The sequence below is a fragment of the Enterobacter chengduensis genome (genome assembly GCF_001984825.2).
GTDB lineage: Bacteria > Pseudomonadota > Gammaproteobacteria > Enterobacterales > Enterobacteriaceae > Enterobacter > Enterobacter chengduensis.
Genome location: NZ_CP043318.1, coordinates 3,226,882 through 3,247,445 on the forward strand (window position 1 = coordinate 3,226,882; position 20,564 = coordinate 3,247,445).

The window sequence follows — 20,564 nt, forward strand, 5'->3', positions numbered from 1 at the left end:
CAGATTACCACAGTTCAATTGTGCAAACTGCGACGGAAGCGGTTCACCACCTGGCTATCCAGGCCAATGCAGTCACCGCGTAATTCGGCGCTGAGTTTCGCCATAAAGTGGATCAGGAAATCGGCATTATGACGCGCCAGCTCGCGGCCCATTTCCGTTTGCATTGTATCAGGCAATCGCAGCAGCTTGGTCTGAAAATGGTCGAGGGCAAACGCCCGGTCGTCGAGGGGACGCGCATCGGCGAAGGGATCGTTGGCATCAAAAAGCGGCACGCCCAGCCCGCCTGAGACGGCAAAGACGCGCGCCAGACCGATAGCGCCTAACGCTTCCAGCCGATCGGCGTCCTGCACAATTTTGGCTTCCATGCTCTGCGGCGCAATCCCGGCGCTGAAGCTGTGCGCTTCAATCGCATGCGCGACGGCGGCAATATGCTCTGGAGGAAAGTCCGGGAAGTCGCGGCGCAGAATATCGCTCGTCTTGCGAGCAGCGAGCCGTGATGACTGGCTGCGTTCGGGATGGTTTTTCGGCAGGCTGACAATATCGTGGAAATAGCAGGCGGTGAGGATCACCAGCGGCTCCACCGTCTGGTGGACCATGATTTTTTGCGCCGACATCCAGACCCGACGAAAATGCGAAATATCATGTGCGGTATCGTCGGCGCTGTGGTGTTCCTCTAGCCAGCGCTCAAAAATGTGCTGCCACCCGGCAAGTTCCATCGTCATATCCTGCTCTTTAAAAGAGCGTGAATTATAACACAGCCAAATCAAACAAATATAAAAATAGAATTGAGAAATACTTAATAATAATTAAATCACATGAATTCAAAGTATTGATTCATCAGAAAAATAAAGAGATTAATAGAAATATTTTGCAATATTTCAAAGAATTTAATTACATTTATTTTTGAAACTAAACGCCATCTCCTGGAATAGTATCGACCCTGTAGTTACGGAGGGTGATTACATATATTCATATAAATTATCTTTAAAGGGAATATATAATGAAAAGAAAAGTTCTGGCAATTCTGGTACCCGCATTATTAATGGCAGGCGCAGCAAATGCGGCTGAGATGTACAACAAAAACGGCAACAAGGTTGACCTGTACGGTAAAGTTGACGCGCGTCACACCTTCTCTGACAACGCTGGCGATGACGGCGACGAAACCTATGTACAGCTTGGTTTCAAAGGCGAAACCCAGATCGCTAACGACCTGACCGGGTACGGCCAGTGGGAATATAAAACCTACGCTAACGATACCGAAAATGCGGGCGACAAATCCTTTAACCGTCTGGCATATGCTGGCCTGAAATATGGCGAATACGGTTCATTTGACTATGGTCGTAATTACGGCGTCGTGTACGACGTAGAAGCCTGGACCGATATGCTGCCCGTATTCGGCGGTGATTCTTACACCTGGACCGATAACTTCATGAACGGCCGTGCTAACGGTCTGGCAACCTACCGTAACCAGGACTTCTTCGGTCTGGTTGAAGGTCTGAATTTCGCGCTGCAGTATCAGGGTGCGAACGAAGGTGGCCCGCATGAAGATCAAAACGGCAATATTATTAATGTTCAGGAAGGCACTAAAAACGGTCATAAAGACGTACGCTTCCAGAACGGTGACGGCTTCGGCATGTCCACCTCCTATGACTTCTCTGGCGACCTGTCCGGCCTGAGCCTGGGTGCGGCATACTCTTCTTCTGACCGTACTAACGAGCAGGTTGCTTACGGTAAAGCCGCGGAAAGTATCGGTTTTGCCAGTGGCGAGAAAGCTGAAGCCTGGACCGTTGGCGCGAAATACAACGCAAACAGCGTTTACCTGGCCATGATGTATGCGGAAACCCGCAACATGACGCCAATTGGCAACTTTGGTATCGCCAACCAGACTCAAAACTTCGAAGCGGTTGCACAGTACCAGTTCGACTTCGGTCTGCGTCCTTCCCTGGCATGGGTTTACTCAAAAGGTAAAGACCTGGACGGCCAGGGCTTCAACCAGGATCTGGTTAACTACATTGACCTCGGCATGACCTACAGCTTCAACAAAAACTTCTCCACCTATGTTGATTACAAAATCAACATGCTGGACAACGATGAAGCGCTGTATGATGCGTACGGTATCTCTACCGATGACATCGTTGGCGTAGGCATGACCTACCAGTTCTAATCCCCAAAAATACTAAAGCCCGCACTTGCGGGCTTTTTTTCATTTATAAGATCCGAATTTACGGCGCCTCCTGCAGCGCCACGCGAATAAACCCGTTATTCTGCGCCAGCAGCTCATGCGCCTTCCACGCGTCCAGCCCCGTCAGCACCATCAATACCGCCGTTTTACAGTGATGGTTACAGCTCTCCAGCGCGGCCTTTGCCTGCGCCCGGGAGCATCCCCCTGCCTCCATCACAATAGCGATTTGGCGTTCAGCCCATTTGGTACTGCTTGCCTCAAGATCCACCCGCAGGTTGCTGTATACGCGCCCCGTTCGGACGGCCAGTCCGGTGGCGATCGTCGAGAGGATCATTTTTTGCGCAATCCCCGCTTTGGTGTTGATATAGCCTGCGACCACATCGGGACCCAGCTCGGGAGCGATAACCATGCTTGCCAGCTGCGCGGCTTCACTTTGCGCATCACCGGTAACAATGGCGACCGGTGAACCCAGCGACCACGCATGGCGCATGGCTCCCCAGACCCACGGCGTTTTTCCGCTGACCGTGACCGCCAGCATCATATCGTGTTCACCAAACCTGATGGCCTGCAGATCGGCAACGCCGCGCTCGTAGCTCCGTTCCCCTTCCTGGGCCGTAACGGCAATGACGGGGGTTTTGCCCGGCGCATAGTCATCGACAACCTGTTGCACGACTCGCCCCGACGGGCCCGCGCCGACGATGACCAGGCGACCGCCGTGGCCGAGCGTCGCGGCGGCGTTGTCCACCACGCGGGCGAGATCAGATAAACAGGGGGCGATGGCAGCAGAAATAAGTGCATAATCCTGGTGAATGACTTTCAGCATGTCCAGCGTGGACAATCTATCAATATTCATCGTGCTGGCGTGCCGTCTTTCCTTGACCGAACCGGTAAGCGTAATGCTCATAAACAGCCTCCTTATTATGAGTACCCACACACTATAAAGTGTTTTATATAGATGACCTGCGAGGAGGGTCACGAAAAGCGGCCCCAATCCACGCCTTTACATGGCTTTAAGAAAAGCGCGTCATCGGCGATAATTACCCCTTTCTTACTATCGCGGAGTATTGATGAGCGATTTGCAGCCTTTCCTTCCGACGCGCAAGCGCCCCATGAAGCTGAACACGCTGGTCACGTTGATGGTGTGCGCGATTATTGCCTCTGTGCTGCTGGTGGTCTTTGCGCTCTACTCCGTTCAAATCACCCGGGCGACCCGCGATGACGTGAAAGATACGGCGCTGGGTATCGCCCGCACGCTGGCCGACAGCCCCGAAATCAAGCGAGGTTTGATGCAGCCCCCGCAGGCGGACATCATTCAGCCCATCGCCAGAGCCGTCACCCAGCGCAACGATCTGCTGCTCACCGTGGTCACCGACATGCGGGGGATTCGCTACTCGCACCCGAACGAAGCGCTTATCGGCCTGCACTTTATTGGCAACGACCTCGAACCCGCGCTGGAGGGTAAAGAGAACGTCTCCGTCAACCGCGGCGCCCTCGCTGAAGCGCTTCGCGTCTTCACCCCCGTCTATGACGGCCAGCACGACCAGATTGGTGTGGTGGTGGTCGGTATCTCCCTTAAAAAGGTGGAAGACCAGATTGCCCGCGGGCGGCTTAATGCGCTGTGGACCATTTTATTCAGCATCTTTATGAGCTCCATGGCGATTTGGGGCCTGGTGCGGGTACTGAAGCGCATCCTGTTTGGCCTTGAACCGTACGAAATTTCCGCCCTGTTTGAACAGCGCCAGGCGATGCTGCAGTCGCTGCGCGAGGGGGTGCTGGCCGTCGATATTCACGGGCGCGTGACGATGATCAACCAGACGGCCAGAGAAATATTGCTTCTCCCCTCCGGCAAGCAGACCGAAAACGCCAGCGCGCCCCTGCTGGCCAGCCTGCGTGACGTCTCAAAGACGGGCGTCGCGCGAAAGGATCAGGAGATCAGCTGCAACGGGCGCCTGCTGCTGTGCAATATGGTGCCCGTGAAAAGTCAGGATCGGGTGATCGGCGCTATCACTACCTTCCGCGATAAAACGGAAATCAGCCAGCTGATGCAGCGTATTGACGGCATGGTGAACTACGTTGACGCCCTGCGGACCCATACGCACGAGTTTATGAACAAGCTGCATGTGATCCTGGGCCTGCTGCACATCAAGCGTTACGACAAGCTGGAGGAGTACATCCTCCAGACGGCGCATCATTACCAGACGGATATCGGTACAATACAGAGCAAGGTTAAATCCCCGGTTATCGCCGGCTTCCTGCTGGGTAAAATCAATCGGGCGAAAGAAGCGGGCGTCACCCTGACGCTGGCGGATGAATGCCAGATACCGGATACCGCCAGTGAAGAACAAGTCGCGGTACTGATTACCGCGCTGGGTAACCTCATTGAAAACGCGCTCGACGCGATGGAAGGACAGCAGGAAGGTGAGATCGGCCTGCTGCTGCATTATCAGAACGGCTGGCTCAGCTGCGAGGTCAGCGACGATGGCCCCGGCATCGATCCCACTCAGCTGGAGGCTATTTTTACAAAGGGCTTCTCAACAAAAGGTGAAAACCGCGGCGTTGGGCTGTTCCTTGCTCGCCAGCAAATTCAGAACCTTGGCGGCGATATCACCGTCGAGTCTGAGCCTGGCGTGTTTACCCAATTTTTTGTTCACATCCCCTGGGATAGCGAGAGGAATATCGCGTGATAAATGTATTAATTGTCGATGATGACGCCATGGTAGCCGACCTCAACCGTCTGTACGTCAACCGGGTTGAAGGCTTTAGCTGCTGCGGCGTCGCCTCCACGCTCAGCCAGGCCGAGGCCATCATTAATAACCCCGGCCAGCCGGTCGATCTGGTGCTGCTGGACGTCTATATGCAGCAGGATAACGGGCTGGATCTGCTGCCGGTTATCCGCGCCTCCGGCCGCCCGATCGATGTGATTATGATCTCGTCGGCTGCCGACGCCGCCACGATCCAGACCTCCATCCATTACGGCGTGGTGGATTATCTGATTAAACCGTTCCAGTTCCCGCGCTTTGAAGAGGCGCTGAACGGCTGGAAGGCAAAGCACCATCTGATGGGTTCGCATCAGTATTACGAGCAGGCCGACGTCGACCGGCTGATCCACGGCGGGGCGCCGGAACTGGCGGACAGTAAAAAGCTGCCGAAGGGGCTAACGCCGCAAACGCTGCGCACGATTTGCCAGTGGATTGACGCTCATCCGGAGATGGAGTTTTCTACCGATGACCTGGCAAACGCGGTCAATATCTCCCGCGTGTCCTGTCGCAAGTACCTGATCTGGCTGGCGCAAATCAACATTCTCTTCACCAGCATCCACTACGGCGCCACCGGCCGCCCGGTGTATCGCTATCGCCTCCAGCCGGAACAAACGGCGTTGCTCAAGCAGTACTGTCAGTAACGCGGTAGGTATTATCCAGCAGCGTAAAGCGGAAGTGGCGCATCGAAGAGATCGCCACTTCTTTGTTTTTGGTCACAAAAATGGCTTCGATATCGGGGCGGGAACGCAGCACCGCGCAGCCCTTCTCCACGCCCATGCCGTACATCAGCGTGGTCCAGATATCGCCGTCGATGGAATCTTTTGAAATGATGGTCACGCTGTCCAGCTCGTTGTCCAGCGGATACCCGGTACGCGGGTCGAGAATATGGTGGTAGCGCCTGCCGTTTTGCTCAAAGAAACGCTCATACGTGCCCGACGTTACCACGGAGCGGTTTTCCACCGTCATTGCGCCAATCAGCGCCTCACCGGCGAACGGTTTTTTCAGCCCCACGCTCCAGCCCCCTTCCGGCGAGCCTAACGTCTGAACGTTTCCGCCGAGGTTGATCAGCCCCCGCCCGGAGCCCTCTTTGTGAAGATAATCCCGCACCCGGTCAGCGATATAGCCTTTGGCGATGGCCCCCAGATCGATCTCCATCCCTGCTCGGGTCAGAAACACGCTGCTCTGCGCCTCGTCAAGAATGACATCTTCAGGACGGGTTATCGCCAGCAGCGCCGTGATTTCGTCTGCGGGCGGTACGCTGTCGCCCTGAAAGCCAATTTTCCAGCGCTTCACCAGCGGACCAATCGCCAGGTTAAAGGCGCTGTCCTTGAGCAGGCTTGCCGCTTTTGCGCAGCGGATCAGCTCGAACACCGCTCGGCTGACGATAACCGGATGTTGCCCAGCCGCATGGTTGATGTCCATCACCTGCGAATGGGCGCGGTTGACGGTGAGCAGATCTTCATACTGTTTGATGAGTCGAAACACGCGGGACGCGAGGGCTTCGTCGTGGGAGAAGAGTTTCAGGAGGATGGGCGAGCCCATCAGAACGGCGGAGTAGCTGTAAACACGGTTATCGGACATGGCACGTTTCCTCAGATGTAGCCCCGGCAGGCACCGCGCCGCCGGGGAAATCGCCGGATAACGTTGCGTTTATCCGGCCTACAGCACAGGTGCTTTATGCCATTTTTGCGCGCATCGCCGCCTGATGTCCGGCAAGGGTACCAAAAATAATGATGTCTGCCACCGCGTTACCGCCGATACGGTTACCGCCGTGGATCCCGCCGACCACTTCCCCGGCCGCAAACGCGCCCGGCAGCACGTTGTGGCTGCTGTCCAGCACGCAGGTCTCGGTGTTGATGGTCACGCCGCCCATGGTGTGATGCACGCCCGGCGCAATCTGAATGGCGTAGAACGGCCCTTCATTGATGGGCGCACGCAGCGCGGTGGTGCGGCCAAAATCATCGTCGTGCTGTTTTTCGACAAAGCCGTTGTAGCGTTCCAGCGTGGCCAGGAAGGCGTGGTGATCCATGCCCAGCGCTTCCGCCAGGGCTTTTGGCGAGCTGGCGCTGGTCACGAAGCCTTTGGCGATATACTCATCCGCGGCTTTGTTTTTGGCGCGTACGTGCTCGTCGAAGACGATATAAGCGTATTTCTCCGGCAGGGCGATGATTGCCGCCGAGACCTTATCGCGGGTCGACATTTCGTTGTAGAAGCGTTCCCCTTTCTGATTGACCAGAATCGCCCCGCCGCCGCGGATGGATTCGGAAATCAGGTACGAGGTTTTCTGCTCCACGGTGGGGTGAATTTGGATTTCGCCCATATCCACGGTGCCCGCCCCGATGCGCTCCAGCAGCGCGATGCCGCCGCCGGTGGCCCCTTTATGGTTGGTGGTCACGAAGCCTTCCAGATCCGGACGGTATTTCACCACCATCTGGCTGTTGGCGCTGAAGCCGCCGGTGGCGACAATCACGCTTTTGGTTGCCACGATGACGGTTTCATTCTCTTCGGTGGTCAGACGCACGCCGGTCACTTCGCCGTTTTCGAAAACGATGTCGCTAACGGAGGTATCCAGCATCACCTCAATGTTGCGTTTGTTGACGTTACGCACCAGGCCGCTAATCAGGTAGCCGCCCACCGCAGAACCGTCTTTTGGACGGTGGGTACGGTCAATGCTCATCCCGCCGGTGGTGGTGATGTCGTTCAGCATAATGCCGCGCGTTGCCAGCCACTCAATCGCTTCCGGCGCGTTCTCGACAAAGCGACGCAGCAGTTCCGGGTTGTTCTTGTTGCCGCCGCCCTTCAGGCTTTCCTGGTAGAACAGCTCTTTGCTGTCCTGGATGCCCTTCACGCGCTGGAAGCGGGTTTCAGCGGCGTTCATCCCGGCAGAGGCTTTAATGGTGTTCCCGCCGATGGTCGGCATTTTCTCGACGATCAGCACGCTCGCGCCTTCGTCGTGAGCCTGAATCGCCGCCGCCAGACCGGCACCGCCGCTGCCAACAACGACCACGTCCACGCTGCGGGTTTCGTTCGGGTCAACGCCCTCTTCCGCCGCCAGCGCCTTGCTGGATTTCAGCATCGCTTTAGAGACCGCTTTTTTCACCGCTTCACTCTGGCTGGTTGCGCCGGTAATGGCGTCCACGTGCGGGGTATTGGCGTCCAGAATGCGGGTACGGATCTCTTCAAAGCTGGTCACAAACTCAACGTCTTCGCTCGGGCCGGAGGCCAGCGCGATGTCCGCGATGCGGTCGGTTTCCAGGCTGACGTTAATCACCAGCTCGTTGGCGTCGTCCTGCACTTTCTCAACGAAGGTGCCGGGCTTGAATTTGGACTCGCCCATGCTCATGTCGCGGATCATCGCTTCTACCAGCGAGAAGCGCCACAGCGGTTCCGGGATGCTCAGCGCTTCGCGCTGGGTGCTGTCCATAAACAGCTCCAGGCTTTCGCCGGCCGCGATGCGGTCTGTCCAGTCCGGATAGGCGATAGTGGCGCGGCCAACGGCAATCAGGTCGTAGCCGTGGTCCAGCGCGTCATTCACGTCTGCAGCATTCACCACGCCGCCCACGCCCATGACCGGAACCTGCGCCAGCGTTTCAGAACGCATCGCGCAGTATTTTTCGATAAGCGGGGTCGGGTCCTGGGTATCGACAATGGAAGGACGCAGGGTCGCGCCGACGGAGAAGTGCAGATAATCCACGCCGCGCGCGGCCAGTTTCTCCAGCAGGTACATGGTGTCTTCAAAACGGATGCCCGGGACTTCCAGCTCTTCAGGGGAGAAACGGTAACCAATGATGAAGGCGTCGTCCGCGTACTGGCGCACCATTTTGTGGGTGATGTCCAGCACCGCCAGCGGGAACTTCGCGCGGTTATCGCGGCTGCCGCCCCACTCGTCGTCGCGCTGGTTTGAGTTCGGTGAATAGAACTGCTGAATCAGGTAGGTGTTCGCCCCGTGGATTTCCACGCCGTCGAAACCGGCCTGAATAGCGCGGCGCACGGCCTCACCAAACTTGCCGATCATGCCTTCGACTTCTTCAGCGCTCAGCGCAGCCGGCGTTGCGGCACCTTCACGCGGTGCGGCTACGGCACTTGGGCCAACCGGGGTACGACCCCCGATCAGTTTCGGGTCGACCATGCGGCCGCCGTGATAAATCTGCAGCAGCGCCTTGGATCCTTTGGACTTAATGGCCTCTGCAATTTTCGCCAGCCCGGCTATCTTCTCGTCATTATCAATACCGATGGCGCCCGGGAAGGCGAGACCGAGATCGTCGACGAAGCAGCACTCCACGATGATGGTGCCGATGCTGCCGGAGCGGGCCCGGTAGTACTCCACCAGCTCGCTGGTGACGGTACCGTCATAGTAGCCGGTACAGGTGGTCATCGGGGCCATTAACAAACGGTTTTTCAGTTCAGTGCCATTCGGTAATGTGAAGGGGCTAAGAATGCGTTCGTTAGTGCTCATAATAGAAACTCCAAACTTTAAAAATTAAGAATTCGTTATCGGATTAGTTTTTTATTTCGTCGTTATTCGCCGATGTCATGATATTAATATAATGATTTTTCTAGTTTCTAAAGCCATTACATTAGTTAAAAAACTATTTAATACCTGAGATAACAGAAATAACACAATGGTGTTAGCGATAATAATTTACTTATTCACAATAATTTAAAATAGGTTAAATTTACATTGGTAGGACCAATTGCAACAACAAGAATAAAGCCATTATTATTCAACGACATATTAACTTACCAGCATTACATATGTTACAAGAATGATAACGAAAACCGCAAAAAAGAGATAATAACCCCATACGCCTGAGTGGTTATTAATAAAAGCATAAAAATAATCCTGCAATTCTGTTTTTTTGATCCGGATCAATAGTTCTGGCATCCAAAAGCGCAATATAAAAACATCATCAATTTTTAATTTAGCGCACATAAAAAAGCGTTAAATCGCTATTAACGAAAAAACCAAATCGCACCTTTTATAACTAAAGAAAGCAAAGAAACTTAAAAAAAGGCGTTTGGCTTTTTCTGCACCACCGAATTTTTGACAACTTAAGACGTGAAACTATGAATACAAAAACTGCTGTAACGCCCCCCGTGGCGAACCAGGCATCAAACGGAAACGCAAAACGTCTGCTGATGATGGCGTTGCCCGTCATCGTCGCCGTGCTGCTGCTGTTTGTTCCGGTACCGGAAGGACTGCCTCCTTACGCATGGCACTACTTCGCCATCTTTGTCGGCGTGATCGTCGGTCTGATCTTCGAGCCGCTGCCGGGTGCGGTGATCGGCCTGACCGGCGTGGTCGCCATTGCTCTGTGCAGCCAGTGGGTGCTGTTTAGCCCGGAGCAGCTGGCGGATCCGAAATTCAAGCTGGCGGGCGCCTCCTTTAAATGGGCGGTGAGCGGGTTTGGTAACTCGACCGTCTGGCTGATTTTCGGTGCCTTTATGTTCGCCGCAGGCTACGACAAAACCCGCTTCGGCCGCCGTCTGGCGCTGATTCTGGTGAAGTACCTTGGTCGTCGCAGCCTGACGCTCGGGTACGCCATTACCTTTGCTGACCTGCTGCTGGCACCGTTCACGCCGTCCAACACCGCGCGCAGCGGCGGGACCATCTACCCGATTATCGCTAACCTGCCGCCGCTGTACGGTTCAAAACCGAATGACCCAAGCGCGCGCAAAATTGGTTCGTACCTGATGTGGGTGGCGATCACCGCGGCCTGTATCACCAGCTCCATGTTCCTCTCCGCCCTCGCGCCGAACCTGCTGGCCCTGGCGCTGGTGAAAAGCACGGTTGGGATCGATATTTCCTGGGGCACCTGGTTCCTCGCGTTCCTGCCGCTGGGCATCCTGCTGATTCTGACCATGCCGCTGCTGGCCTACTGGTTCTACCCGCCAGAAGTGAAAGTGAATAACGAAGTGCCGCTGTGGGCGACCCGCGAGCTGGAAAAACTGGGCAAACTGTCGCGCAATGAGATCCTGCTGCTGGTGTTCGTCTGCTGTGCGCTGCTGATGTGGATCTTCGCCGCCGCGTGGATTGAGCCCGCCATGGCTGCCCTGCTCATCGTCGGCCTGATGCTGTGGACCGGCGTGCTGGAGTGGAACGATATCACCGGCAACAAGGCCGCATGGAACACCTTCGTCTGGTTCGCCACCCTGGTGGCGCTGGCGGATGGCCTCTCCTCCACCGGCTTTATCAGCTGGCTGGGTAAAGAAGGCGGTCTGCTGATGAGCGGTATCTCTCCGGGCGTGGCGACCATCGTCCTGCTGCTGGCGTTCTACCTGCTGCACTACCTGTTTGCCAGCACCACCGCGCACACCACGGCGCTGCTGCCCGCGATGCTGACCATCGCCTCCACCATTCCGGGCATGAATATGGAAGTGTTCGTCCTGCTGATGGTGACCTCGCTGGGCGTGATGGGGATCATCACCCCGTACGGTACTGGCCCGAGCCCGATTTACTACGGTAGCGGCTACCTGCCAACCAAAGACTACTGGCGCCTGGGCACCATCTTCGGCGCCATCTTCCTGGCGGCCCTGCTGCTGATTGGCTATCCGTGGATGTCTATGATGTTCTGATTTCTGACCGCCGGGGTCTTACTCCGGCGGTTTTATTTTTGTGGAGCAAGCTATGTCAAACAAACCGTTTATCTACCAAAACCCCTTCCCTCTTTCCCATGACGACACCGAATACTATCTGCTGACCAAAGAGCACGTCTCCGTTGCCGAGTTCGACGGTCAGGAAGTGCTGAAAGTAGAACCCGAAGCCCTGACCCTGCTGGCGCAGCAGGCCTTCCACGATGCGGCGTTTATGCTGCGTCCTTCGCATCAGAAGCAGGTTGCCGCCATTCTTAACGACCCGGAAGCCAGCCAGAACGACAAGTACGTTGCCCTGCAGTTCCTGCGCAACTCTGAAATTGCCGCAAAGGGCGTGCTGCCAACCTGCCAGGACACCGGCACCGCAATCATCATGGGTAAAAAAGGCCAGCGCGTCTGGACCGGCGGCGGCGACGAAGCCGCCCTGAGCCAGGGCGTGTATAACACCTACATTGAAGATAACCTGCGCTACTCTCAGAACGCGGCGCTGGACATGTATAAAGAGGTGAATACCGGCACCAACCTGCCGGCGCAGATTGACCTCTACAGCGTGGACGGTGACGAGTACAAATTCCTGTGCATGGCAAAAGGCGGCGGTTCCGCCAACAAAACCTATCTCTATCAGGAAACCAAGGCGCTGATCGCCCCGGCGAAGCTGAAAAACTATCTGGTTGAGAAGATGCGCACGCTCGGCACCGCCGCGTGTCCGCCGTACCATATTGCCTTCGTCATCGGCGGGACCTCTGCAGAAGCCACGCTGAAAACCGTGAAGCTGGCCTCTACCCGCTACTACGACGCGCTGCCAACAGAAGGCAATGAACACGGCCAGGCGTTCCGCGACGTTCAGCTCGAACAGGAGCTGCTTCAGGAAGCGCAGAACCTCGGCCTGGGCGCACAGTTCGGCGGTAAATACTTCGCTCACGACATCCGCGTGATCCGCCTGCCGCGCCACGGCGCGTCCTGCCCGATCGGCATGGGGGTTTCCTGCTCCGCAGACCGCAACATCAAGGCGAAAATCAACCGCGACGGGATCTGGATTGAGAAGCTGGAGCATAACCCGGGCCAGTATATTCCTGAATCACTGCGCCAGCAGGGTGAAGGCGACGTGGTGAGCATCAATCTCGACAAGCCGATGAACGAGATCCTGGCGCAGCTTTCCGCGCACCCGGTCTCTACCCGCCTGTCGCTGAGCGGGACCATCATCGTGGCGCGCGACATCGCCCACGCGAAGCTGAAAGAGCTGCTCGACAACGGTGAGGAACTGCCGCAGTACGTTAAAGATCATCCGATTTACTACGCAGGCCCGGCCAAAACGCCGGAAGGTTACGCCTCTGGCTCACTCGGCCCGACCACCGCAGGGCGCATGGACTCGTACGTAGACGTGCTGCAATCCCACGGCGCGAGCATGATCATGCTGGCGAAGGGCAACCGCAGCCAGCAGGTGACTGACGCCTGCCACAAGCACGGCGGTTTCTACCTCGGCAGCATTGGCGGCCCGGCGGCGGTGCTGGCGCAAAACAGCATCAAGAGCCTGGAGTGCGTGGCGTATCCTGAACTGGGTATGGAAGCCATCTGGAAGATCGAAGTGGAGAACTTCCCGGCGTTTATCCTGGTTGACGACAAGGGCAACGATTTCTTCCAGCAGATCCTGAACCAGCAGTGTAAAGGCTGCTCACAGCGCTGAGGCCTTCCACAACGCCGGTAACAGCGACAGCGTTTCGTTGATGAGCCCGCGCCTGTCGCTACCCGGCTTCCAGATGGTGACCATCGTCTGAGCTATCCCCTGGCTGCCCACCTCGGTGTGCAGCCTTTCTACATCCTTCCACCGCGCCGCATGAAGATGCGTCGGCAAAAATCCCCATCCGCACCCCTTTTCCAGCAGGCCGCGCAGCATCTCGAGCTCGTTGGTGTACAGGGTATGCCCGGAGATTTGCAGACGACGCGCGACCGGCTCGTCAGACGCCGCGTGCATAATGACCTGCGGCACCAGAGAGAGATCGAGAAGCGAAACCGGTGCCGCGACATCCCTGAACAGCGCCTTCGAGGCGTAAAAATCCATATCAATGGCGCCCAGCGCCCGCCATTCCATCTCGTTGCCGACGCTGCGATTGCGCGCCTGGCAGATCCCCACGTCGGCCTCACCGCTGGCGAGCATGGCTTCCGCTTCATCGCGCGAGGTGCTGGTCAGGCTCAGCCGAATATTCTGGCTCGCCATCTTTGCTATCAGCGCCTGCAAAAAAGCGCGCGGGGTGAACGGATCGTAGACGAGAGCAAGATCCTGCGTCGCGCTTTCCGGAACGGCTCTGGCAAACGCCTCAAAGGCTTTTACCTGACGCATCAGCAGATGCGCCTGCCGCTGGAGCTGCTCCCCTTCCAGCGTTAACCGCAGGGTGCGCCCCTCGCGAATAAACAACGCGTAACCCAGGCCATCTTCGAGAAAATCAATCAGATCGCGCAGGGTCGTGCGGTCTTTACCGAGTTTAGCGGCCGCCTTTACCAGGCTGCCGTGCTCAGCCACGGCGGTGAACGCCTCAAGCTGGGCAAACGAATAGATCAGTGACGCCACAGCGTCCTCCACAGCGACTTTTCGGGGGATTTTCCCCCATAACGCGTTTTTTATTATAGGCCGCGGGTTCGTAAACTGAAGTCCTTCCTGAGCCATACGAGAAAAACATGAAAAACAAAACAAACCGCACTCTGCTCGCGGCGCTGGTTGTCGGCAGCCTGATCTCCCCTGCCGCCATGGCCGCCTGCAACGGTACCGGTCTCGACGCCTGCCCTGCCCCTTTTGATGCAAAACTGCCGGACGCGCATACGATGCTCACCTGGAGCCAGGCCGACCGCGTCGTGGGATTCCGCAATGACTACCGCAACTACGCGGGCGACGTGTTCCGCCACGGCAACGCCTCGCCGCTGCTGGCCGCGGAGAAACCGCTCACCGATGCCCGTTACCAGGTCAATGGCAAAACCTACGATCTTGATGATTACCTGAAGCGCCAGAACGTCAGCGGCATGTTGGTATTAAAAGACGGTAAGGTTGCCTATAAGTATCTGGGCGAAGGCAATACCGACAGCACGCTCTGGACCTCGCGCTCCGTCGGTAAATCGGTGGTCTCTGCGCTGGTAGGGGTGGCGATCAAAGAGGGAAAAATCCACTCTCTCGACGATCTCGTCACCCAATATGAACCTGATTTAAAAGGCACGGCCTGGGACGGCGTGACGCTGAAACAGCTTATTACCCATACCTCCGGCGTGGCGTGGAATGAGGACTACACGAATCCGACATCCGATTTCGCAAAGCTGACGGAATGCGAGGCCAGACCGGGCACCTACGACTGCGTGCGGACGTTAGTTAAAGGGTTACACCGCGCGCATCCTGCGGGCGAAAGCTGGTCCTATTCCTCGGGCGGCGCGTGGCTGCTGGGTGACGTGCTTGAACGCGCAACCGGCATGACGCTCGCGGCGTATCTGGAAAAGAGCATCTGGCAGCCGTACGGTATGGCGAGCGACGGCGTCTGGCACGCCTACAGCAAAGGCGAGCATGATGTCGGCGCCCACGGCTTTAACGCCACGCTGGAAGACTGGGGCCGCTTCGGTCAGTTCATCCTCCATAACGGCACGTTGCCGAACGGGAAGCAGATCCTGCCCGAAGGCTGGGTGAAACAGTCCGCGGACTGGACGCAGGCAAAAGGTTCGGTGTCCGCCGCCCATCCGAACGGGCTGTATGGCTATCAGTGGTGGAACAACGAAGTGCCGGTTAATGCCGCCAGCGTCGAGCCGAAGGTCGAACATTCCCTTAAGGGGTCGCTCTGGGCGCTGGGGATCTTTGGACAGATGATTATGGTGAATCAGAAAGAGAACCTGGTTATCGTCCAGTGGTCCACCTGGCCGCAGGCGGAACCGTCCTTCAGCGCCCAGCCGCTGGAGGCGTCATTAATGTTTAGCGCAATCGCCAACGCCTGCGCTAATGCTCATAGCCAGGCGCTGCCTGGCTTCTCCTCTGCGCGATGTCACAAAACAGCAATATCAGCCACTTAGCGAATTACCGTGAATGAAAAATTACGCAATTGTTAAGTTGTTGTTAGTCATGTAAATCCTGGTCAACGCCGCGTCATTGATGCGCAGCACGCATCGATTGATTCGCAATTTGCGCTTATTAATTTCGGTTTCCTGATCCAGTTTTCAGAAACAGACGAGCATAACGTCACGCTAAAAACTGGAGATAATCATGGTTTCCTCAACCTCACCTGCAACGGTCCGTGCGAAAGCGGGCGCGATTTTTCGCGTCACCTCGGGCAACTTTCTTGAGCAATTCGACTTCTTCCTGTTCGGCTTCTATGCCACCTACATCGCGCATACCTTCTTCCCGGCGAGCAGTGAATTTGCCTCGCTGATGATGACCTTCGCCGTTTTCGGCGCGGGCTTTTTGATGCGCCCGATCGGGGCCATCGTGCTCGGCGCTTACATTGATAAAGTGGGCCGCCGTAAAGGGCTGATTGTCACCCTGTCGATCATGGCCGCCGGGACGTTTCTGATCGTGCTTATCCCGTCGTATGAGAGCATCGGACTCTGGGCGCCGCTGCTGGTCCTGACGGGCCGCCTGCTGCAGGGCTTTTCCGCCGGAGCGGAGCTTGGCGGCGTGTCGGTCTATCTGGCTGAAATCGCCACCCCGGGCCGCAAGGGCTTTTACACCAGCTGGCAGTCCGGCAGCCAGCAGGTTGCCATCATGGTCGCCGCGGCGATGGGCTTTGCCCTGAATGCCCTGATGGCCGACAGCGCCATACGCGAATGGGGCTGGCGCATCCCGTTCCTGCTCGGCTGTTTAATCGTGCCGTTTATCTTTTTCCTGCGCCGCAGGCTGGAGGAGACGGAAGCGTTCAGCGCGCGCCGCCAGCATCTGGACATGCGTCAGGTCTTTAAAACCCTGCTGGGCAACTGGCAGGTGGTGGTCGCGGGCATGCTGATGGTGGCAATGACCACCACCGCGTTCTACCTGATCACCGTTTACGCGCCCACCTTTGGCAAAAAGGTGCTGATGCTGAGCGCCTCGGACAGCCTGCTGGTGACGCTGCTGGTGGCTATCTCTAACTTTATCTGGCTGCCGGTGGGCGGCGCGCTGTCGGACCGCTTCGGGCGCAAGCCGGTGCTGATTGCCATGGCCCTGCTGGCGCTGGCCACCAGCTACCCAGCCCTGACGCTGCTGGCGAACGCCCCCAGCTTCTCGATGATGCTGGGCGTCCTGCTGTGGCTCTCCTTCCTCTATGGCCTCTATAACGGCGCGATGATCCCGGCCCTGACGGAGATTATGCCTGCTGAAGTGCGGGTGGCGGGATTCTCTCTGGCTTACAGCCTGGCAACGGCGGTCTTCGGCGGCTTTACCCCGGTCATGTCCACCGCGCTGATCGAATACACCGGCGACAAAGCCTCGCCCGGCTACTGGATGAGCTTCGCTGCCGTGTGCGCCCTGCTTGCCACGCTCTACCTCTATCGCCGCCGCGCGGTATCGCTGCAAAACACCGTCAAGTCACAGGAGGCCGTATGAAACGCACTGCTTATCCCGCCATCGCGCTGATGCTGGCCTTCCTGAGCGCCAATGCCGATGCTAAAGACGTAAAGGTCATGATTTCGGGCGGCTTCAAAGCGGCCCTGGAAAAGCTGGCCCCGGAGTATGAACGCCGGACCGGGGATAACATTGTGATTATTCCCGGCCCCTCGATGGGCACGACGCCGCAGGCGATCCCAAACCGACTGGCGCGCGGCGAGAAGGCCGACGTGGTGATTATGGTGGGCGATGCGCTGGCGAAGCTCGAAAAAGCCAGCCTGACCCGCCCCGGCTCGCGAACGGAACTCGCGGACTCTCCCGTGGGCATGGTGGTAAAAAAAGGGGCGGATGTCCCGGATATCAGCAGCGAGACGACGCTTCGCAACACGCTGCGGCAGGCCAGCTCCATTGCCTACTCCGACAGCGCCAGCGGCAGGTACGTCAGCCAGACGCTGTTCAAAAAGCTGGGGATTGAAAAAGAGGTGGCGGGCAAAGCGACCATGGTCGAGCGCATTCCGGTCGCCTCGGAAGTGGCGAAAGGAAAATACGCGGTGGGCTTCCAGCAGGTCAGCGAGCTGCTGCCGGTTCAGGGCGTCACCTTTATCGGGAAAATTCCGGATACGCTGCAATACATCACGCGATTCGCGGGTGCGGTTACCCGTGACGCTGAACATCCTACAGACGGGAAAGCGCTGCTGAGCTATCTCGCCTCGCCGCCCTCAAGGGAAGTCATCCGCGAGACGGGGATGATCCCCGTTACGTCCGGCGATACTGCTCGGTGATCTGTTTTTCAAGCTCAGCCGCAATATAGGACTGGATGCGCCCCCGGCGCCGGATAAGCCCCACGGCGCGCTTCACCTCCGGCGCCACCAGCGGCAGATGCGTCAGCGGTGTGTGCGCTGACGTCGGCATCGACATGGCGGGAACGGCAGCAATGCCGATCCCCGCCTCGACCATGCCGAGCATCGTGGTGACGTGGCGCGTTTCGCAGACGCTCGGGCGTTCCGGAACGATATCCCCCAGCATCCGATCGAGCAGGTTACGGTTGCCTGACGTTTTATCGAGGGAGATATAATCCTGCTGGTAAAAAGCCTGCCACGTCAGGTGGCTCTTCTGCGCCAGCGGGTGATCCTTTCGGCACGCGGCGACATAGACATCCTCCACCAGCGGGAAAAATTCGATCTCAGACGGCAGGTTTCCGGCGAAGCAGATGCCAAAATCCGCCTGGCTGCGGGCCACGGCGTCAATCACATTCCCCGCGCTGCTGTCGATGAGCTTGATGCGCACGCGCGGATAGCGAGACTGAAAGCGACGGATCACATCAGGCATAAAATAGCAGGCCGCAGAGGGGACCGCGGCAACCGCGATCAGCCCCGTCCGCTCTTCGCTGGCTTTATCGACATCCGCCAGCATGGACTCCACGTTGTCGAGCAGCTGCGCGGAGCGTTCAGCGAAGTTTTGTCCGTATAACGTTAAGGCCACGCGGCGGGTGGTACGATCGAACAGCCGGTTTCCCAGCGCGGCTTCCAGCTTTTCAATCCTGCGGCTCAGCGCCGACTGGGACAGGCAGATAGATTCAGCGGCGACACGGAAGTTACCGTATTCCACTAACGCTCTGAAAGCATAAAGATCGTTAAGGTCAAAATTCACGGGCATAGCGTCTGGATGTCCTGTCGGGGGTCAGAGATCGTTGAGATTAAGGCGGATGTAGCGGGCGCGATCGGCAATAGCCTGCCGCTCCTCGTCCTGCATGTCCGCAAGCTGTTTAAAGACAATGCCCAGCCGGGGATTGTGGCCGAGACGCCCCTGGTTGCGCGCAAAGAAATCCCAGTAAAGGGCATTGAAGGGGCACGCCAGCTCGCCGGTGCGCTGGTTGTGCTGATACCGGCACCCCTGGCAGTAGTTACTCATCTTATGAATATACGACGCGCTCGAGACGTAGGGTTTACTGGCCAGTAGCCCGCCATCGCCAAACTGGCTCATGCCGAGGGTATTGGGCAACTCCACCCACTCAAAGGCATCAATATAGACGCCCAGATACCATTCATGAACCGCCTGCGGGGAGAGGCCGCCGAGCAGGCTAAAGTTTCCGATGATCATCAGGCGCTGGATATGGTGGGCGTAAGCCTCGGTGAGCGACTGCCCGACGGCATGCGCCAGGCAGCGCATCTGCGTCCTGCCGGTCCAGAACCAGTCCGGCAGCGGGGCGTGCTGGTCTAAGGCATTCAGCTCCCGATAGTCCGGCATCTGCGACCAGTAGATCCCGCGCACGTACTCCCGCCAGCCGAGAATTTGTCGGATAAAGCCCTCAACGGCAGGCAGCGGCGCATGGCCCGAACGCCACGCCTGCTGGGCGGCCGCGACCACTTCCCGCGGATTAAGCATTTTGGTGTTTAGCGCGAAAGAGAGGAGCGAGTGGAAAAGAAAGGGCTCTTCCGCGTGCATCGCATCCTGCCAGGCACCAAACTGCGGCAGCACGTGCGTGATAAAGTCATCCAGCCGGGCTTTGGCTTCAGCGCGGTCGACAGGCCAGCGAAAATTGTCGGCCTGCGGTTCGCCGAAGGTCTTTACGCCGCAGCGCTGGATCTCGGCCCATAAGGCGGAACGATCGTGGCAGGGACGCACGTCGCCCGGCGCGGGCGGCTCGCCGGACCAGCGCCTGCGGTTTTCAGCATCGAAATTCCATTTACCTCCCTCCGGCTCGCCTTCCGGGGTCAACAGAATGCCGTGCTGACGGCGCATCTCCCGGTAAAAGTACTCCATGCGCCAGCTTTTGCGCGACGCAAAAAACGCGCTCACCTGTTCACGGGTGGTGAAGAAATGCTCGCTGCTGACGCAGACGGTTTCGACGGACGCCGTTTTCGCCCACGCCTGCAGCTGCGCATCAAGACGCCATTCATCGGGCGCCTGCCACGCTACCCTTTCGGCGCCGTAATGCGCGACGAGCGCGTTGAGATTGTCTTCCAGCGCGCCGCGGTTTGAGCCGTCAGAGAGCCGGACATACCTCACCCGATGCCCCTTCTTCTTTAACGCAGCGGCAAACGCGCGCATGGCCGCGAAGATGGCAATCACTTTCTGAGCGTGATGAAGCACGTAGGCGGTTTCCGCCCGAAGTTCGAGCATCACGTAAATGACGTTCGAATGACAGGCATCAAACCAGCTGTGGTGTGGATTAAGCTGATCGCCCAGGATCAGGCGCAGCTCGGTCAACGGTGGCTCCTGCGGCAGCGCTCGGAACAGTATTTGACCTCATCCCAGCATTTCGCCCACTTCTTGCGCCACGTCATGGGCCGCTGGCAGTGCACACATAGTCGACTGGGCAGGTCCTGCTTGTTACCTTTGAAATCGCTCATCTTTTCAATACCGTACTGATTCCTTCACTGAACCTGTGGGTTAAGGCTACGACAGACTTCACAAAATGAAGGTGATGCCCGCAAACCGCTACCCACCGCTACGTACGAATGATAGTTTATTCAGGCTGGAATTG

At 57.4% G+C, this 20,564-nt stretch carries 15 protein-coding genes and 1 pseudogene; 8 read left to right on the forward strand and 8 right to left on the reverse strand.

From position 1 onward, the window contains the following. Positions 1-14: 14 nt before the first annotated feature. The gene (locus tag FY206_RS15740; RefSeq protein WP_032641454.1) at positions 15-716 is read right to left on the reverse strand and encodes a phosphohydrolase; all 702 of its coding nucleotides are present in this window, start codon (positions 714-716) and stop codon (positions 15-17) included. A 284-nt stretch (positions 717-1,000) separates the two neighbouring features. Here FY206_RS15740 and ompC point away from each other — a divergent pair, with 284 nt between their 5' ends. Then, entirely contained in the window at positions 1,001-2,164 is a 1,164-nt protein-coding gene (ompC, locus tag FY206_RS15745) for a porin OmpC (protein ID WP_077064131.1), read from the forward strand. A 58-nt stretch (positions 2,165-2,222) separates the two neighbouring features. Here ompC and FY206_RS15750 read toward each other — a convergent pair whose 3' ends face one another. Then, positions 2,223-3,086, reverse strand: a complete 864-nt coding sequence (locus tag FY206_RS15750; protein WP_032641458.1) for an N-acetylmuramic acid 6-phosphate etherase — start codon at positions 3,084-3,086, stop codon at positions 2,223-2,225. Positions 3,087-3,249: 163 nt separating this feature from the next. Between FY206_RS15750 and FY206_RS15755 the strand changes: the two genes are divergently transcribed. Next, a complete protein-coding gene (locus FY206_RS15755; RefSeq protein ID WP_032641460.1) occupies positions 3,250-4,866 on the forward strand; it encodes a sensor histidine kinase in 1,617 nt (538 codons plus the stop codon). Further along, entirely contained in the window at positions 4,863-5,582 is a 720-nt protein-coding gene (dcuR, locus tag FY206_RS15760; protein ID WP_032641461.1) for a two-component system response regulator DcuR, read from the forward strand. The genes FY206_RS15755 and dcuR overlap by 4 nt, the downstream gene beginning before the upstream one ends. Here dcuR and FY206_RS15765 read toward each other — a convergent pair. Together FY206_RS15765 and FY206_RS15770 are read right to left on the reverse strand one after the other, a co-directional pair. Beyond that, positions 5,563-6,522 carry an FAD:protein FMN transferase gene (locus tag FY206_RS15765; RefSeq protein ID WP_032641463.1) on the reverse strand — a complete coding sequence of 320 codons (960 nt, stop codon included), beginning with the start codon at positions 6,520-6,522 and terminating at the stop codon, positions 5,563-5,565. The two genes, dcuR and FY206_RS15765, sit on opposite strands and share 20 nt — an antisense overlap. A 94-nt stretch (positions 6,523-6,616) precedes the next feature. Beyond that, positions 6,617-9,397, reverse strand: a complete 2,781-nt coding sequence (locus FY206_RS15770) for a flavocytochrome c (RefSeq protein ID WP_032641465.1) — start codon at positions 9,395-9,397, stop codon at positions 6,617-6,619. Between the two features lie 611 nt (positions 9,398-10,008). On the opposite strand from FY206_RS15770, the gene FY206_RS15775 reads away from it, so the two are divergent. Continuing rightward, a complete protein-coding gene (locus FY206_RS15775; protein WP_023325580.1) occupies positions 10,009-11,517 on the forward strand; it encodes an anion permease in 1,509 nt (502 codons plus the stop codon). Between the two features lie 52 nt (positions 11,518-11,569). Continuing rightward, positions 11,570-13,219 (forward strand): class I fumarate hydratase FumA, encoded by a 1,650-nt coding sequence (gene fumA / locus FY206_RS15780; protein WP_032641467.1) that lies wholly within the window; start codon positions 11,570-11,572, stop codon positions 13,217-13,219. Here the strand turns inward: fumA and FY206_RS15785 are convergent. Continuing rightward, positions 13,208-14,113, reverse strand: coding sequence for a LysR family transcriptional regulator (locus FY206_RS15785; protein ID WP_032641469.1), 906 nt, complete (start codon positions 14,111-14,113; stop codon positions 13,208-13,210). The genes fumA and FY206_RS15785 overlap by 12 nt on opposite strands. A 95-nt stretch (positions 14,114-14,208) precedes the next feature. On the opposite strand from FY206_RS15785, the pseudogene FY206_RS15790 reads away from it, so the two are divergent. The 3 genes and pseudogenes from FY206_RS15790 to FY206_RS15800 form a co-directional block, all read left to right on the forward strand. Then, positions 14,209-15,495, forward strand: a pseudogene (locus FY206_RS15790) (serine hydrolase domain-containing protein); the annotation flags it as partial. 268 nt (positions 15,496-15,763) lie between these two features. Then, positions 15,764-17,077, forward strand: a complete 1,314-nt coding sequence (gene tcuC / locus FY206_RS15795) for an MFS transporter (protein ID WP_032641472.1) — start codon at positions 15,764-15,766, stop codon at positions 17,075-17,077. After that, positions 17,074-17,859 carry a substrate-binding domain-containing protein gene (locus FY206_RS15800; RefSeq protein ID WP_032641473.1) on the forward strand — a complete coding sequence of 262 codons (786 nt, stop codon included), beginning with the start codon at positions 17,074-17,076 and terminating at the stop codon, positions 17,857-17,859. Before tcuC ends, FY206_RS15800 begins: the two co-directional genes overlap by 4 nt. Here the strand turns inward: FY206_RS15800 and psrA are convergent. Genes psrA through FY206_RS15815 form a run of 3 tightly spaced genes read right to left on the reverse strand, consistent with a single transcriptional unit; the run spans position 17,834 to position 20,430 of the window. Next, the gene (psrA, locus tag FY206_RS15805; protein ID WP_032641474.1) at positions 17,834-18,733 is read right to left on the reverse strand and encodes an L-proline-binding transcription factor PsrA; all 900 of its coding nucleotides are present in this window, start codon (positions 18,731-18,733) and stop codon (positions 17,834-17,836) included. The two genes, FY206_RS15800 and psrA, sit on opposite strands and share 26 nt — an antisense overlap. A 24-nt stretch (positions 18,734-18,757) precedes the next feature. After that, positions 18,758-20,287 carry a cryptochrome/photolyase family protein gene (locus FY206_RS15810; RefSeq protein ID WP_080283010.1) on the reverse strand — a complete coding sequence of 510 codons (1,530 nt, stop codon included), beginning with the start codon at positions 20,285-20,287 and terminating at the stop codon, positions 18,758-18,760. Then, entirely contained in the window at positions 20,284-20,430 is a 147-nt protein-coding gene (locus tag FY206_RS15815; protein WP_072001212.1) for a DUF2256 domain-containing protein, read from the reverse strand. Before FY206_RS15815 ends, FY206_RS15810 begins: the two co-directional genes overlap by 4 nt. Positions 20,431-20,564: the final 134 nt, after the last annotated feature.